The organism is Pseudomonas sp. LBUM1666, assembly GCF_059695775.1.
This window is the reverse complement of record NZ_CP166789.1, coordinates 6153629-6168619: the sequence shown is the minus strand read 5'-3', so window position 1 is coordinate 6168619 and position 14991 is coordinate 6153629. Positions and strand designations below refer to the sequence as shown.

Annotated in this window: 14 protein-coding genes; 5 read left to right on the top strand and 9 right to left on the bottom strand. The window is 57.0% G+C overall.

Features of this window, described 5'->3' with window-relative positions; all coding sequences use genetic code 11:
* Positions 1 to 5 precede the first annotated feature (5 nt).
* The gene (locus ACA056_RS28520; RefSeq protein WP_497269441.1) at positions 6 to 902 is read left to right on the top strand and encodes a peptidoglycan DD-metalloendopeptidase family protein; all 897 of its coding nucleotides are present in this window, start codon (positions 6 to 8) and stop codon (positions 900 to 902) included.
* Between the two features lie 116 nt (positions 903 to 1018).
* On the opposite strand, the gene ACA056_RS28515 is transcribed toward ACA056_RS28520, so the two are convergent.
* The 3 genes from ACA056_RS28515 to phoB form a co-directional block, all read right to left on the bottom strand.
* Complete coding sequence (locus ACA056_RS28515) at positions 1019 to 2359, bottom strand: hemolysin family protein (RefSeq protein ID WP_461977928.1); 1341 nt, start codon at positions 2357 to 2359, stop codon at positions 1019 to 1021.
* A 123-nt stretch (positions 2360 to 2482) separates the two neighbouring features.
* A complete protein-coding gene (gene phoR / locus ACA056_RS28510; RefSeq protein ID WP_497273608.1) occupies positions 2483 to 3769 on the bottom strand; it encodes a phosphate regulon sensor histidine kinase PhoR in 1287 nt (428 codons plus the stop codon).
* Between the two features lie 81 nt (positions 3770 to 3850).
* Positions 3851 to 4540 carry a phosphate regulon transcriptional regulator PhoB gene (gene phoB, locus ACA056_RS28505; protein ID WP_046045002.1) on the bottom strand — a complete coding sequence of 230 codons (690 nt, stop codon included), beginning with the start codon at positions 4538 to 4540 and terminating at the stop codon, positions 3851 to 3853.
* A 152-nt stretch (positions 4541 to 4692) separates the two neighbouring features.
* Between phoB and ACA056_RS28500 the strand changes: the two genes are divergently transcribed.
* The gene (locus ACA056_RS28500; protein ID WP_415758590.1) at positions 4693 to 5079 is read left to right on the top strand and encodes a COG4315 family predicted lipoprotein; all 387 of its coding nucleotides are present in this window, start codon (positions 4693 to 4695) and stop codon (positions 5077 to 5079) included.
* An 83-nt stretch (positions 5080 to 5162) separates the two neighbouring features.
* Here ACA056_RS28500 and ubiA read toward each other — a convergent pair whose 3' ends face one another.
* Both ubiA and ACA056_RS28490 read right to left on the bottom strand, forming a co-directional pair.
* On the bottom strand, positions 5163 to 6053 hold the full coding sequence (gene ubiA, locus ACA056_RS28495; protein WP_497269438.1) for a 4-hydroxybenzoate octaprenyltransferase: 891 nt from the start codon (positions 6051 to 6053) through the stop codon (positions 5163 to 5165).
* On the bottom strand, positions 6053 to 6616 hold the full coding sequence (locus ACA056_RS28490; RefSeq protein ID WP_497269436.1) for a chorismate--pyruvate lyase family protein: 564 nt from the start codon (positions 6614 to 6616) through the stop codon (positions 6053 to 6055). Before ACA056_RS28490 ends, ubiA begins: the two co-directional genes overlap by 1 nt.
* 200 nt (positions 6617 to 6816) lie before the next feature.
* On the opposite strand from ACA056_RS28490, the gene ACA056_RS28485 reads away from it, so the two are divergent.
* The 3 genes from ACA056_RS28485 (at position 6817) to ACA056_RS28475 (ending at position 8621) form a co-directional block, all read left to right on the top strand.
* Positions 6817 to 6984 carry a rubredoxin gene (locus tag ACA056_RS28485; protein WP_007954349.1) on the top strand — a complete coding sequence of 56 codons (168 nt, stop codon included), beginning with the start codon at positions 6817 to 6819 and terminating at the stop codon, positions 6982 to 6984.
* A gap of 20 nt (positions 6985 to 7004) precedes the next feature.
* The gene (locus ACA056_RS28480; RefSeq protein WP_497269434.1) at positions 7005 to 8153 is read left to right on the top strand and encodes an NAD(P)/FAD-dependent oxidoreductase; all 1149 of its coding nucleotides are present in this window, start codon (positions 7005 to 7007) and stop codon (positions 8151 to 8153) included.
* Positions 8154 to 8345: 192 nt separating this feature from the next.
* Positions 8346 to 8621 (top strand): HU family DNA-binding protein, encoded by a 276-nt coding sequence (locus ACA056_RS28475; RefSeq protein WP_003213368.1) that lies wholly within the window; start codon positions 8346 to 8348, stop codon positions 8619 to 8621.
* Positions 8622 to 8710: 89 nt separating this feature from the next.
* On the opposite strand, the gene ACA056_RS28470 is transcribed toward ACA056_RS28475, so the two are convergent.
* From ACA056_RS28470 to tssI, 4 genes are all read right to left on the bottom strand, one after another.
* Positions 8711 to 9106, bottom strand: coding sequence for a DUF6124 family protein (locus tag ACA056_RS28470; protein ID WP_497269432.1), 396 nt, complete (start codon positions 9104 to 9106; stop codon positions 8711 to 8713).
* A gap of 415 nt (positions 9107 to 9521) precedes the next feature.
* Positions 9522 to 10631: a hypothetical protein gene (locus ACA056_RS28465; protein WP_497269430.1), complete on the bottom strand. Its 1110-nt coding sequence runs from the start codon at positions 10629 to 10631 to the stop codon at positions 9522 to 9524.
* 13 nt (positions 10632 to 10644) lie between these two features.
* Positions 10645 to 11316 carry a DUF2931 family protein gene (locus ACA056_RS28460; RefSeq protein ID WP_497269428.1) on the bottom strand — a complete coding sequence of 224 codons (672 nt, stop codon included), beginning with the start codon at positions 11314 to 11316 and terminating at the stop codon, positions 10645 to 10647.
* Complete coding sequence (gene tssI, locus ACA056_RS28455; protein WP_497269426.1) at positions 11309 to 14746, bottom strand: type VI secretion system tip protein TssI/VgrG; 3438 nt, start codon at positions 14744 to 14746, stop codon at positions 11309 to 11311. The genes ACA056_RS28460 and tssI overlap by 8 nt, the downstream gene beginning before the upstream one ends.
* Positions 14747 to 14991: the final 245 nt, after the last annotated feature.

Genomic DNA, 14991 nt, shown 5'->3' with positions numbered 1-14991 from the left:
TGCCCATGCTCGCGCGCCTGCTGTTTTTCTGCGGTCTTTTCATGGCGTCCACCTCGGCGATGGCCATGACGATCTACAAGTCCACGGACGCCAATGGCGTGGTCTCCTACAGCGACCGCCCCACGACGGGCTCCAAGGTGTTCGTTTTTCGTGATCGCATGGTCGAGAATCTTGAGCGTCAGGTGTATGTCGTCATCACGAAGAAGAAGGGTGTGGACAGCGTTTACGTGCGCAATGACTTGTATGCGCCGGTAGAAATCGAGTTGAGCTTCGGCGGGCTGAAGAACGTCAGTGGTGCGCCGAGCCGACCTATTCGCCGGGTGATGCCGGCACGCAGCAGTATTCGTCTGGCGCTGCTCACGGCCACGCAGCCCGAAAGGCCGCTCGCCTACACTCCAAAATTTGAATACTCCCTGGGCGACCCCTCAGGGGCCGCCATGGCCTATCGATACCCGCTGCCGTGGCGTGGCGGACCGTTTCGGCTGAGTCAGGGCGCCAACGGTCAATACAGCCACTTTGGTCCCAAGAACCGCTACGCCATGGACATCGCCATGCCCGAAGGCACGCCGATCATCGCGGCGCGTGGCGGTGTGGTGGTGAAAACCGAGAATGCCCAGACTGGGCGCGGCACCGATCCGTCGGGTAATTTCGTGCGGGTGCTGCACGATGACGGAACGATGGGCGTGTACCTGCACCTCAAGCAAGGTTCGGTGAGCGTTCGCGAGGGGCAACGGGTGTCGGTGGGGAGTGCGTTGGCGCTGTCGGGTAATACCGGCAACAGCAGCGGGCCGCACCTGCATTTCGTGGTGCAGCGCAATACCGGGTTGGGGCTGGTGTCGATTCCGTACCAGTTCAATCAACCGGTGGGCGCATTGCCCAACTTTGCGTTGGGCAAGCAGTAATGTGTTGCCTGTTCAGACGCCTTCGCGAGCAGGCTCGCTCCCACAGTTGAAATGCATTCCAATGTGGGAGCGAGCCTGCTCGCGAAGGGATCGACGCGGTTTCAGCCCGGTACGACTCAATCGAGCATCAGCACCTTGGCCAGAATGATCTTCGGCCCTTTCATTTTCTTGATGATGATCCGCAAGCCTTCGACTTCCAGCACTTCTTCCTCTTCCGGCACCCGTTTCAGGGTTTCGTAGACCAGCCCGGCGAGGGTTTCGGCTTCGATGTGGTCCAGGTCGATGCCCAGCAGGCGCTCGACCTTGAACAGCGGCGTGTCGCCGCGCACCAGCAGCTTGCCCGGCTGGTACGCGAGGATCCCGCGCTCAGCCTTGCGGTGTTCGTCCTGAATGTCGCCGACCAACACTTCCAGCACGTCTTCCATGGTCAGGTAGCCGATGATGTTGCCATCGGCTTCTTCGACCAGGGCAAAGTGCGAACCGCCCTTGCGGAACTGTTCCAGCAACTGCGACAGCGGCATGTGCCGCGATACGCGCTCCAGCGGCCGGGTCAGTTCGGCGAGGTTGAACGACTCGGGAATGTGGTCCAGGGCCGCCAGTTCCAGCAGCAAGTCCTTGATGTGCAGCAGGCCGACGAACTCCTGGCTCTCGCTGTCGTACACCGGATAACGGCTGAACTTGTGGCGACGGAACATCGCCAGGATTTCCTTGAGAGGCGCGTTGAACTCCAGCGTCACCAGGTCTTCCCGGGAATTGGCCCAGTCGACCACTTCCAGCTCGCCCATTTCCACGGCGGAAGCCAAAACACGCATGCCTTGGTCGCTCGGGTCCTGGCCACGGCTGGAGTGCAGGATCAGTTTCAGTTCTTCACGGCTGTAATGGTGCTCGTGATGAGGGCCGGGTTCGCCTTGGCCGGCGATCCGCAGGATCGTGTTGGCGCTGGCGTTGAGCAGGTAAATCGCCGGATACATCGCCCAGTAGAACAGGTACAGCGGCACGGCGGTCCACAGCGACAGCAGTTCGGGTTTGCGGATGGCCCAGGATTTCGGGGCCAGTTCACCGACCACGATGTGCAGGTACGAGATGACGAAGAACGCGGCGAAGAACGACACGCCTTTGATCACTTCGGGCGATTGCACGCCGACGGCTTCAAGGATCGGTTCGAGGATGTGCGCGAACGCCGGCTCACCAACCCAGCCGAGGCCCAGGGAGGCGAGGGTGATGCCCAATTGGCACGCCGACAGGTAAGCATCGAGCTGACTGTGAACGGTGCGCAGGATGTGTCCGCGCCAGCCGTTTTTTTCAGCGATGGCTTCGACCCGGGTCGAGCGCAATTTGACCATGGCGAATTCGGCTGCAACGAAAAAACCGTTGAGCAAAACCAGGATCAGAGCAAAAAGAATCATGCCGAAATCGGCGAAGAGTGTCGCGAGGGTCAAGCCAGGGGATGGGTCCATGATGGAGTTTTGCGGGTTCCGTGTATTCAAAAGGAAAGAAAAAAGTGCGCCTGAAGGGCAGGCACAAGTCAGCCAATGTAGCGGCTGACCAGGTGATTGACTAGTGGCGAGTGCTGGCCGGTATCAGTCGGTGGCGCTGATGACCCGGGATTTGGTGACCTGGGCCGGCGCAAAATGGCAGGTGAACGTACTGCCGTGGCCCGGCACACTGCTGATTTCCATCCGCGCGCGGTGGCGCAGCAGCACGTGTTTGACGATCGCCAGCCCGAGCCCCGTGCCGCCGGTGTTGGAGTTGCGGCTGGAATCGACGCGATAGAAGCGTTCGGTCAGGCGCGGCAGGTGTTTGCTGTCGATGCCGATGCCCGAGTCCTGCACGCTCAAGTGCGCGCCTTGCTCATCACCCCACCAGCGAATGCGGATATTGCCTTCGGCCGGGGTGTATTTCACCGCATTGAACACCAGATTGGAAAACGCGCTGCGCAACTCGGCTTCGCTGCCCTTGAGCAGAATCGTCGGATCGGCTTCCAGGGTGATCTTCTGATTGCGCTGGGCGGACAGTTGCTGAGCGTCGCTCTTGATCGATTGCAGCAAACCGTCGATGGCCACTGGTTGGTTGTCCGACGGGTAGTCGGTGGCTTCCAGTTTGGCCAGCAACAGCAAGTCGTTGAGCAGCGTCTGCATGCGCCCACCTTGTTGCTGCATTTGCTGCAAGGCACGGGTCCAGCGTGGGTTCACCTCCTCGACGTTGTCGAGCAGGGTTTCCAGATAACCGCAGATCACCGTCAACGGCGTGCGCAATTCGTGGGAGACGTTGGCGATGAAGTCTTTGCGCATCTGTTCCAGTTGATGGATACGCGTTACGTCGCGCACCAGCATCAGGTGTTCATTGTTGCCGTAGCGGGTGATGTACAGCTGAATGCGCAGGCGATCGTTGATCGGTGAAGGGATTTCCAGCGGCTCGGCGTAGCTGTCCTGCTCGAAGTATTCCTTGAAGCGCGGATGGCGCACCAGGTTGGTCACCGGCTGGCCGCTGTCTTGCGGTGTTTTGAGGCCGAGCAGGGTTTCGGCGGCGCGGTTCCACCATTCGAGGTTGCCGTCGCTGTCGAGCATGATCACCGCGTCTTTCAGCGCGGCAGTCGACTCCTGAACCCGGTCGATCACCGCTTGCAGGCGTCCGCGCACACGTTGGTCGCGACGTTGCAGGTGGTAGATGCTGTCGAACACTTCGCCCCACAGGCCGTAGCCATCGGGCGGTGCTTCATCGGGTTTTTGCAGGCGCAGCCACTCGTGCAGACGCAGCAGTTGCTTGAGGGTCCAGGCCAGGTAAAGGCCCAGGCCCGCGGCGAGGCTCCAGCCGTAGAAGCCGGTAATCAGGCCGATCACCAGGCAGGCGGTGACCAGCAGCAGCATGTGGCGAATCAGGGTGCCATGCCAGTTTTGGTTCACTTGAACGCGCGTCCTTGTCAGCTTGTCGGGCGGGAAAACTCCGGGTCAGGCCTTGGTAGAAAACCGGTAGCCGGTACCGCGCACGGTTTGTACCAGATTTTCGTAGGCATCGCCGAGGGCTTTGCGCAGACGGCGGATGTGCACGTCGACGGTGCGCTCTTCAACATAAACGTTGCCGCCCCAGACCTGATCCAGCAACTGGCCACGGGTGTAGGCACGTTCCTGGTGAGTCATGAAGAATTGCAGCAGGCGGTATTCGGTCGGGCCCATCTCGGCGGGCTTGCCGTCGATGGTCACACGGTGGCTGATCGGGTCCAGCAGCAGGCCGCCGACTTCGATCGGCGTCTCGCCATCAGTAGGACCGGCACGGCGCAGCACGGCCTTAAGGCGCGCAACCAGCTCACGTGGGGAAAAAGGCTTGGTGATGTAGTCATCGGCTCCGACTTCCAGGCCCTGGATCTTGTTGTCCTCTTCGCCCTTGGCGGTGAGCATGATGATCGGGATGTCCCCGGTCAGCTCATCGCGTTTGAGGCGTCGGGCCAGCTCGATGCCGGACGTGCCGGGTAGCATCCAGTCGAGCAGGATCAGGTCCGGCTTGCGGTCGACAATGATGGCGTGGGCCTGCTGCGAGTTCTCAGCCTCCATGCAGTCATAGCCGGCCATTTCCAACGCCACGGCGATCATTTCGCGAATGGGCGCTTCGTCGTCGACGATCAGAATGCTCCTGCCAACCATGCCATTAATCCTCTTGTCATTTAACTGTCTTGCGCCGCATTAGATAACGGAATTATTGCAGTCGTGTGACAGTATTTTAGTCGCCCGGCGATTGTCATGATCCTGAACTAAGCTCTAAGTCCGAATCCTGACAACCACAAGAGAAGGTTTCCATGACTCAATATACGTTCTCCTTTAAGGCTCTGATGTTGGCCGCTGCTCTGGCTTTGCCGACAATGGCCTTCGCTGCCGACCCGGCCATGATGAAGGGCGGCATGATGGTCGATCACAAGGGAATGACCGTTTACACATTCGACAAGGACGCCGGTGGCAAGTCCATGTGTAACGATGAATGTGCCAAGAACTGGCCACCGATGATGGCGCCGGCGGGTGCCAAGGCCGAAGGCAAATGGAGTGTCATCAAGCGTGATGACGGCATGATGCAATATGCCTATGACGGTAAGCCGCTCTACACGTTTGTGAAGGACGAAAAACCTGGAGAAATGAAGGGTGACGGCATGAAGGATGTCTGGCACGTCGTCCACGAGTCGCAGAAGTAAGCGACCCAAAGCCTGGAGCTGCTGCCGAAACACCTGTTCGGCAGCTGCTACAAAAACGCAGAGTGCTACATAAAGCGTGGAAATCAGCGCAATGCGTAATCCAGCACAATCCCGACAAAAATCGCTAACCCAGCCCAATGGTTGTGCAGAAACGCCTTGAAGCAACGCATCCGGTCCTTGCCGCGGGTGTACCAGAACTCCCACGCAAAACAGCCCGCCGCCGCCAGCAATCCGAGGTGGAACCAGCCGCCGAGCTCAAATTTCGACCCGGCCAGCAGCAGGCAACCCAGCGCTAGCCCCTGCAGAATCAGAATGATCACCCGGTCCGCCTCGCCAAACAGAATTGCCGTGGATTTCACGCCGATCTTCAAGTCGTCGTCGCGGTCGGTCATGGCGTAGTAGGTGTCATAGCCGACGGTCCACAGCAGGTTGGCGATCCACAGCAACCACGCCGCCGCCGGGAGTTCACCGGTTTCGGCAGTGAACGCCATTGGCATGCCCCAGGAGAACGCCGCGCCCAGCACCACTTGCGGGTAATAGGTGTAGCGCTTCATGAACGGGTAAGTGAAGGCCAGTGCCAAACCACCGAACGACAGCCAGACCGTTGCCGCGTTGGTGCACAGCACCAGCAAGAAACTCACGCCCATCAGCAGCGCGAAGAACACCAGCGCTTCTCTGGAAGTGATCTTGCCGCTCACCAATGGCCGCTGTTCGGTGCGTTTTACGTGGCCGTCGACCTTGCGGTCCGCCCAATCGTTGATCACGCAGCCGCCGGCGCGGGTCAGCACCACGCCCAGGACGAAAATCACGACGTTGGCCAACGAGGGCGACCCTTTGCCGGCAATCCACAGTGCCCACAGCGTCGGCCACAGCAGCAGATAAATGCCGATCGGTTTGTCCATGCGGGTCAGCTGAATGAAATCCCAGGCCCGTGGATTCAAGCGATTCAGGGACTTGAGCAGGCTCTGGTACATCAGCAATTCTCCGGATGGGCGCGGGTGGCGTTCCACAAGGTCGGCAAGAAAATTTCGGCCACCAGCACACTCAAAGCGCCGCGGTCGAAACGCGAACGGCGGCCCCACAGTTCAGGTGACCGGGACTCCACCGGCAGCCACTCCTGAGGATAGTGACAAACCTCGATAGCGCGGCGCTGGAACGCTTGATCGCAAAACAGCAATTCGCCCAGGGAGCGGCTGCCCAACTCGTCCATGTGCAGGCCGTCGCCCTGCAACGCACTGCGTGCCGCCACGCTGCGTGCAAATACCCAGGCTTCGCCGTGGCCGCGCAGATACACCTCGCGCACCCAGCCCTCGCTGCCTTCGGCCAGGTCCAGTGCGGCGCATTCGTCGGCGCGCAGGAGCTGCCAGCCTTCGAAGAGTGGCGTGACGCTGAAGCCGTCATTCGACAAACGGATCAGCCGTCGGGTCAAAGATCCTTCGTCGAACAGCCAGTCGAGAGTAGACGTGTCGGGGAGGGGCGTCAGTTGGCTTCGAGGGAGCCAAAGCGGGGTCGCGGCGGGGGATTTTGAGTGCGGCACAGTGAGTCATTATTGGCAGCAAATGAGGCGGCGAGCTTACCATGTCAGCCTGCGATTTTGATTGATCCGGCCGGCCATTGCGTCGAACAGGCTTGCATCTGCCGTGCCCGATCAGTACAAAACGCGCTGAGCCGGACGGCAGCGCTCCAATCATCGACCGTTCGCGCCGGCAAAAGCCTGAATCTTGAGGATGTACGTGAATGAAAAAGTGGCAATGTGTGGTCTGCGGCCTGATCTATAACGAAGCCGACGGCTGGCCGGATGACGGCATTGCGCCCGGCACGCTGTGGCAAGACGTGCCGGAAGACTGGCTGTGCCCGGACTGCGGCGTGGGCAAGATGGATTTTGAAATGATCGAAATCAACTAAGACATTTAGAGGAGTAAGGAATGAACGCACCTGTCGTGATCGTCGGCACCGGGCTGGCTGGCTACAACCTGGCCCGGGAGTTTCGCAAACTCGATGGCGAAACCCCGCTGCTGCTGATTACTGCAGATGACGGACGCTCTTACTCCAAGCCGATGCTCTCCACCGGCTTCGGCAAAAACAAAGACGCCGACGGCCTGAGCATGGCTGAACCCGGCACCATGGCCGAGCAGTTGAAGGCCGAAGTGCGCACGCACACGCGCATCAGCGGCATCGATCCTGGCCACAAGCGCTTGTGGATCGGTGAGGAAGCGGTGTTCTACCGTGACCTGATCCTCGCCTGGGGCGCGGAAACCGTGCGAGTGCCGATCGAAGGCGATGCGGCTGACGCAGTCTTCCCGATCAACGATCTGGAAGATTACGCACGTTTTCGCGCAGCGGCGGCCGGCAAACGTCGGGTGTTGCTGCTCGGCGCCGGCCTGATTGGTTGCGAGTTCGCCAACGACTTGATCCTTGGCGGATACGAGGTGCAACTGGTTGCACCGTGCGAGCAGGTTATGCCGACTCTGTTGCACCCGGCGGCGGCCGCTGCGGTCCAGGCCGGGCTGGAAAGCCTGGGCGCACGCTTCCACCTCGGGCCGGTGCTCAATCGTTTGCAGCGTGTTGCTGACGGACTGGAAGCGCATCTGTCCGATGGCCAGGTGATCCCTTGCGATGTGGTGGTGTCGGCCATTGGCCTGCGTCCGCGCATCGACCTGGCGGCTGCGGCCGGTGTGCAGGTCAATCGCGGCGTGGTGGTCGATCGTCAGTTGAAAACCTCCCACGCCAATATCTATGCCTTGGGCGACTGCGCCGAAGTCGATGGGCTGAATCTGTTGTACGTCATGCCCCTCATGAGCTGTGCGAGAGCGCTGGCTCAGACCCTCGCCGGAAACCCGACGGCGGTGAGTTATGGCCCGATGCCCATTACCGTTAAAACGCCGGTCTGCCCATTGGTGGTTTCACCGCCACCACGGGGTTTTGAGGGCGTCTGGACGGTCGAAGGGCAGGGCGCGGACATCAAAGTATTGTGCCGCGATGCCAGCGGCAAACTGCTGGGTTATGCCCTGACAGGCGCGGCGGTGATGGAAAAACTGGCCCTGAACAAAGAGCTTCCGGCACTGCTGGCGTAAATACCGGTCGTTCTGTCGGAATCACCCCTCTTTTGCCCTTACAAAGGTCGCGCCGAGACTGGCGCGGCTCTTCGCTGCGTGCCATCCTCACTCCCGTCTGCCGCAGAGTAGAGCATCTGCGGCGCTTTGGGCGCTGTTCCAACGAGAACAGCACGGACATAACAACAAAAAACCGTCAAAGGGGCTTCACTAATGCGTAAACCAGAACTCGCCGCTGCAATTGCTGAAAAAGCAGACCTCACCAAAGAGCAGGCCAACCGCGTTCTCAACGCCGTTCTCGAAGAAATCACCGGCGCTCTGCACCGCAAGGACAGCGTCACGCTGGTGGGCTTCGGTACCTTCCTGCAACGCCACCGCGGTGCCCGCACCGGCAAAAACCCGCAGACTGGTGAGCCCGTCAAAATCAAGGCCAGCAACACTGTTGCGTTCAAGCCAGGCAAATCGTTGAAAGACAGCGTTAATCCGTAACACGCACCGACTTCCCGCGTAGCGGGTGAGCGGAATAAAAAATGGGCACGCCAACGAGGTTGGGTGCCCATTTTTTTATGGGAGGCGGATCAGATGACGCGGCTTTGTTGCTTGGCGAAAATCGCCGCCATCTCCGGGTCATCCAGATAATCCAGCATTCTCTCCACCAACAAATGCACCCCGTCAGCCATGCGGCTGAGCGCCAAGGCTACGGAGCGGCGAGAACCGTCCACATCGTCGGCGAGGTTGGCGGCAATAGCGCTGATGGACAGCAAATCTTCCGAGGCATTGGCGAGAAGGGTTTCAGGGTTGATACCCGGGCAGACGCTGAAGAGCTGACCGTTGCGTTTTGGTGGGTTGGGGTCGGCTGGCGGGAAGTGATGGTCGAGGGCGCGCTCGGCGGCTTCGTTGAGTTTGTTTGAATCGGGGCTTTCGTAGGGGGAGACCGGATCGGTGTCGGGTGGGTTGGGTGTGACCTTGAACATTTACTAACTCCTGTAATGGAGCCGTTCACACGTCGCTGCTAAACGAAGGGTGGCGGCTGTGCGCGGGTTAGCAGACCGGGGAGTTAGCAAACCGGCGCGCCCAAGGGCGCCCCACGCACAGCCACCATCAAGTGCAGGGATATGAATACCTGACTGAAGGAAACGCTATGCACCTCACTAACAACCACGGGCTGCTAAACCCGATCACTGATGGGCAGTGACAGGAACCAAGTTACCGACCGCCCCCAAGGCGCACAAGCCGGCGGATTCTGGCGTAGCCGTAGGCAACGGCGCAAGGTGTTGTAGCTTGCAGGAAGTAACCTTGATGCGTTTTAAACAAGCGCTGTCGAGTGGTGTTTAATTCGCAGAGAAACAGCGCCTGCACATCAGCAAATTCTTCGTAGTCACGAAAGTGTTAACGACGGCGAAAGCATGCTTTGCCATTACCAAAATCGACCGCGAGGCAGTCAGGTTCAATGGTTAATTGCAGATCCTCAAACAGAAGGGACAATTCTCCATTTGCAGGTACGGCGTATTCTTTCCAATCAACACGCATCCACCTCATCTCAGGAAAAGTATAAAGCCACTCAATTTCGTCCTTTGAGCTTTGAGTGTGCATGCCGATTTTCTCCAAGGTTCTCGTGGGAGAGTAGGGCAGGGATAACGTCTCTTGCTTCGAATCCCTCCAGACCTGTTGCTCTGTTGAGCCGTCCTCAAACTTCCAGTACACATCGACTGGCGTTATGGCTGGCGGGCTGATTGGATCGAAGTGATAAAGCGTGATGATGTAATTGTTCAGGATCCGCGTTTGTTCATCATCGTTTAGCACTCGTTGGATTTCGACCAGTCCCTTTTCTCTAGGCGGGTCAAACGAGAAAGCTTGGCTCTTCTTCTTTTTCCAGCCAATACTGAACGAGCGGCTGTCTGGCAAAACGTCGAACCATTGAGTGGGGCCAGAATCACGGGAGGTTCCGAAGCCTATTTTCTTTAGCGTTCTTTGAGGATCGTATGGCAACCACAGGTCTGTTGGCTTATTTGAAGTCAACAGCTGCTGGCTCCTAGGACCATCGGAAAATTCAAAATAAAGGTACACAGGCTTGATGGCCGGAGGTTTGGGGCGCCGATCGTAATGCATCTGCAGAATATAGTTAGTCTGGGCCTGGTGTGCGGTAGCATTATCAATGTTGTCGTAATTGCCGTGCTGGATGCGGTAACTCTCCTCTAGCTCAGCCAAGCTTCTTGTCCTGGGCATTTTGAAGAGCAGTTTTTTTGTCGGTAGATAGTCGACCTCACTTGTTAGCGACAGAGTATTGTTCTCAACCTGCCACGTTCCCTCCGCCATACCGCCAACGTTTCCATAAGCCATCCTTCCAGAAAAAGTGCCTTCCTTACGCAATATCAACTCCGCCCCCATTTCCATTGCTCCGTGCAAAAAATAATGTCCTTCCAGCGACTTGGAATCTGCTGCGGCGTAAGCAAAGGGTTGCCACAAAAGTGCTGCGAAAAATAATGCTCTTAAATCCATATAGTGACTCTCCTTACCAGCTTCCAAATGGAATGCCGAATTTTTCGATATAAGTTTTGGACTCCGGCGACAAAGGCAGAGCATAACGACCTTCATTTTTTCCCTGAGAGGGACCTTGTTTATTAACAGTGCCCACTACCCGAACAATCTCGACCGCCTTCAGACAGGGACCACCCAACCAGACCTTGGCAATACCGCCCGGCGCCAGACCAATGCCAATGTCGTCGCGGTAGTCGGTGATCCATTTACCGTCAGCTCTGCAGAAGGCTTTTTCAGGTTTGCGCATGATCTCCCGCGCTGATTCGGGGATGACGATGTAGGCTTCATAGGTTTGTGGTTCTGCCAGAGATTGCCAACGCACATAAATCAGACGGGGCAAATCAGCCCCAATGACGTCACGACCGGCGCCACGGCCGGGACTTATTGGCCAACCGGCGGGCTTCCCCTTGTTGTCTCTGGGGATTAGTACCGATGCGGTCCCGGAGCCAGCTCGACGAAAGACACGTTCCCGGATATCCACAACGTCCGCTGTTTCAATCCAGACTTCCATGTAATCAGGGGCTCCGAAGCCTAGCGACCAGGGCTCGTGGTAGTTTGATTGCGCAAAACTTTGTGTGTTCGCGATCAACAGCAAACCTAAAAGTAGGCCGGCGTCTATTGTCGTGCGACGGAGGAAGTTACTCATGAGGATGCACCACACGTTTTCCGTCATCGGCAGGTCGGTTGATAAACATAATGTCCATGTCGCTGCTTTTAAAGCCGTTGGCTGCGTTCCAGTTCGCGGAAAGGTGGATGTAGCGACTTCTTAGTAATGCTCTTTCTTGGAGTGTTAATCCCTCTACCCTTGTTTCACCAAGAGCATATGCCTGGAGCTTTTTGTGGATAGGTACTAATTCCTCGGGCATTCGTAGCGCTGGGATATCGGGGACAAGTTTGAATGGAACATCGTGCCGTACTGCCAATTCACGCATGATCCGCAAATACACCAACGACAGTTCGCCACGAACCGGGCGTTCGATAGAGGCAGCTGCAAAAACTTTCTTCTGTGGTTCGGTCTTGGTTCCACCTGACTCCTTAGAATAAGGCAGCGGCCTTTCCCAGGACGCCACTTTGATTTTGTTATCCGGACCGTCGTAGTCGATTACACCTTTTTCATACCAGGCAGATACCTCTTTTTCGGCAGAAAGGTAAGCGGTACTGCGGGTTGCATCCATGCTCTCGCTCACGGTGCTTGTTAAGGGTTTGCCCAGCAGGAGTTTTTCATTGGCTATTGGCAAATAACCACCGCCAAGGTCTGAGTGCACGCCGGGCAGAATCAGGTCTGTATTACCGAGGCTGTTGAGGGCGAAATTTTCACGGACTTCGTCTCGCGCGACTAAGTGCACTACCTTTTCAGCACAGCCCTCGGGGAGTCTGAGATTAACTCCCGGGTTTCTACCGTTGGCGACCGTAAAGTCGAAAAAACCAGGCTTGGCAATAGCTGCAACGGTATCGAAGAGGCCAATAAAGTTGATGGCAACATCGGCTTTTATGCGCCAGTTAAAGCTTCGAGAAAAGATTGGTGATGCGGCGGGTAGTGCTAACGCTAAAACGCCTTGCTCACCGTTAAGCACTTCGTTCGCGAAATGCCGGGCCGCTGCCGCACCCCGACTGAAACCAAAGATGTCGAACTCGATTTTTTCGACAACTACGCTTGGATTTTCCTCTTGGAACAACCGTATCTGCTTCAGGATTTTTGCCGGAGTCTGTTCAACGCGAGCTACTACACCTGTCTCGCCCCTACCTGTGATTAGGCCGTGGTAGGAGTCTTCGCCGTTGCTTTTAGTGCCGATACCTTCCACGTAGATGCGCAAAAAAGCTTTTTTCTCGTTCGCGGGAATAGGTTTGGATGAGTGATCTGCATACAGGTCGAAAAGCCTGGCGATGTTGCTCACATCATTCCCATAACTATTGTCCGGCGAGCTCCCATTGCCGTCGTACCCGTAAGCAGCGCAATACTTTTGTATTTCCTCGGCGGCTTCTGCGAGGTTGGCATCCGGTGCATAGCACGCCGCTACGGTTTCGCTGTTGGCTTTGTTGTTACCCGTGCCATCGAAGAACACTCCGATACGCAAAGTAATCCCTTCCTCTTCGACTTCTTCCTCCTCTTCCTCCAGCTCATCCGATTCATTTTCTTCTGATGGCTCAGGCGCGACGGACATTAACAAGCCCGCCGCAGCCCCCTGAAGCAATGTATGTGCGGCCGCACCCGACTTTGGAGAGCCACCGATCTCAATCGCGCTACTACTGAAAATACCGTCGGCGTTCATCACGATGTGCTGACCGCCGACCTTCACAGAAATACTCTCACCCGCATCAATTACGAGGTGCGCGCCTGCCTTGATATGCACGTGCTCACCGGCTTCTATAACCAGCGTTTCATCAGATCTTGTGTGGCTGTCGCCAGAGACATGCAGGTAGTCGTTGCCGCTTACCTGGATTTTTCGATCCGACGTGATAGTGAGGTGCTCTTCAGATCCCAGCACCGTAATACGGTCGCCCTTGATGGTGACTCGACTCTCATTACCCACTTCCAGCCGGCAATCATTTCCGACCTTCTGCTCCATATCCCGCTGAGCATGCAGGTGGACCAACTCATCGCCAGCGCGATCGTCCATCGAGAATTCGTTGTAGCCACCCGTAGCCGGGGAGCTGTGGGTTCGAAGTACGGTTTTGGTTTTATTTTCGGGCAATGGGTAGGCCGGCGGCGTGACCTTGTTGATCAGGCAGCCGGTTATCAATGGATTATCTGGATTGCCCTCGAGGTAGGTGACGAGGACTTCCATCCCGATACGCGGAATGATCACTGTGCCAAAGTTGTCCCCCGCCGAGCTGGACGCTACCCGAAGCCAGCAACTGCTGTTTTCGTTGTTGCGTTCAGACCGGTCCCAGTGAAATTTGACTTTGACGCGACCGTATTCGTCGCAGTAAATCTCCTCACCGACAGGTCCGGTGACGCGGGCGGTCTGGCAATTCAGCATGGGTCTAGGTGCAGGCATCGGTGGCCGATAAAACACATCCCAGGGAATTGCACTGAAGCTGTTGCGGTAGCCCTGAACAAAGCCGTCCTCAGGTTCGGTCGCGTTGGTGACTGACTCTTCGAGCACCGAAGGTTGCTTTCCAGAGTGGGTCACGCTTAGCAGCAGCCATAGATCGTTGTGCGTTTCGTGTGGGCATTTCGTCAGGCTGAAAAAGTGGCCGCTGCGCAGCGTGGGCTGGTCGCTTTTGCCTTCCGCCAACTGATAATCGACCCGGTGCCTTTCCAGTGCCTGCCGGGCAAGTTGTTTGCCGCGCTTTTCGCTCTCCAATGGCAGCGGGTAGCTATAGTCTTCGAGCTTGGGGTCGAACTCAGCAGTAAAGCGACTTTCCAGCAACGCGTTCGGACGTTTCAGGTCGTAGTCACGGCGGGTAACGATGCTGGGGCGGGTTTTGAAACCCATGGAAAACTGGCTGATGACCGGATGCTCCGCCACCATGCCGGAGTCTTGCTGATACGGCGTTTCGCCCAGTTTTGGGAAGAATGTCTGGTCATCGGTGAACACCAGCACATGGCCTTGCGAGGAATGCTGGTGATGCCACGTAATGCCGTCCTCGGCGCAGAGCCGCTGGACGAACTCCAAATCATTTTCCCGGTATTGAGTGCAGTATTCGCGGGGGGGACTTGCTTTGACGTGGAAGGTAAATGCATCGGCCTGAATGCCGTGCCCCTTGAAGACCTGAGCGATGATTTGCGGCACCGTCTGACCCTGGAAAATTCGCTGATCCTGGCTGAACTGCAGGTAATGCAGCGCCGGCACAAGGTTTACGCGATAGCGGGTCAGGCGTTTACCAGCATCACCCGCGGACACGCTTACGATGTGACCGTGAATACCTTCGCCGTTAAGTCCGAATTGCAAATATGCAGGTTGGTCAAGCAGGCTTTCCAGATCGATATCCGGGTACTCGCTGACCAGATCGACTCGAATCGAGTACAAGGCGCTGATGCTTTCAGTGCCTTTAAAAGCCAGTACTTTAAAATCGTTGCGAACCGTAGGGATCACAAGGGTGAAGTGAGCAGCGTTAGCCGATGCAAGCATGCGCTTATCCTTTTGCTTCCGAGTAGCTCGTCCTTAAGCTAAGAGAGAGAAATCGCGCCGTTCAAACCATGCCTGGCCCGAGCAGGTCGCCAAAATGCCGTGCACGCTACCAAGGCATCCAAAGTATTTATGTAGGAGAGATCTTGAAGCCCGGTATGAAATTTCCGCGATACCGAAAGTTCCATTTTGGAACTTTGTTTGAAATATAAAAATGCCATCACAATGATGGCACTTTTCTTATTGGT

Excerpts from the sequence above, each read along its gene's own strand:
- ACA056_RS28460 (WP_497269428.1), bottom strand. The coding sequence starts at position 11,316 with ATGAGTAACTTCCTCCGTCGCACGACAATAGACGCCGGCCTACTTTTA.
- ACA056_RS28465 (WP_497269430.1), bottom strand. The coding sequence starts at position 10,631 with ATGGATTTAAGAGCATTATTTTTCGCAGCACTTTTGTGGCAACCCTTT.
- phoR (WP_497273608.1), bottom strand. The coding sequence starts at position 3,769 with ATGCTGCTGCTGGTCACCGCCTGCCTGGTGATCGGCCTGATTACCGGC.
- ACA056_RS28515 (WP_461977928.1), bottom strand. The coding sequence starts at position 2,359 with ATGGACCCATCCCCTGGCTTGACCCTCGCGACACTCTTCGCCGATTTC.
- ubiA (WP_497269438.1), bottom strand. The coding sequence starts at position 6,053 with ATGTACCAGAGCCTGCTCAAGTCCCTGAATCGCTTGAATCCACGGGCC.
- ACA056_RS28500 (WP_415758590.1), top strand. The coding sequence starts at position 4,693 with ATGACTCAATATACGTTCTCCTTTAAGGCTCTGATGTTGGCCGCTGCT.
- ACA056_RS28485 (WP_007954349.1), top strand. The coding sequence starts at position 6,817 with ATGAAAAAGTGGCAATGTGTGGTCTGCGGCCTGATCTATAACGAAGCC.
- ACA056_RS28470 (WP_497269432.1), bottom strand. The coding sequence starts at position 9,106 with ATGTTCAAGGTCACACCCAACCCACCCGACACCGATCCGGTCTCCCCC.
- tssI (WP_497269426.1), bottom strand. The coding sequence starts at position 14,746 with ATGCTTGCATCGGCTAACGCTGCTCACTTCACCCTTGTGATCCCTACG.
- ACA056_RS28520 (WP_497269441.1), top strand. The coding sequence starts at position 6 with ATGCTCGCGCGCCTGCTGTTTTTCTGCGGTCTTTTCATGGCGTCCACC.
- phoB (WP_046045002.1), bottom strand. The coding sequence starts at position 4,540 with ATGGTTGGCAGGAGCATTCTGATCGTCGACGACGAAGCGCCCATTCGC.
- ACA056_RS28475 (WP_003213368.1), top strand. The coding sequence starts at position 8,346 with ATGCGTAAACCAGAACTCGCCGCTGCAATTGCTGAAAAAGCAGACCTC.
- ACA056_RS28480 (WP_497269434.1), top strand. The coding sequence starts at position 7,005 with ATGAACGCACCTGTCGTGATCGTCGGCACCGGGCTGGCTGGCTACAAC.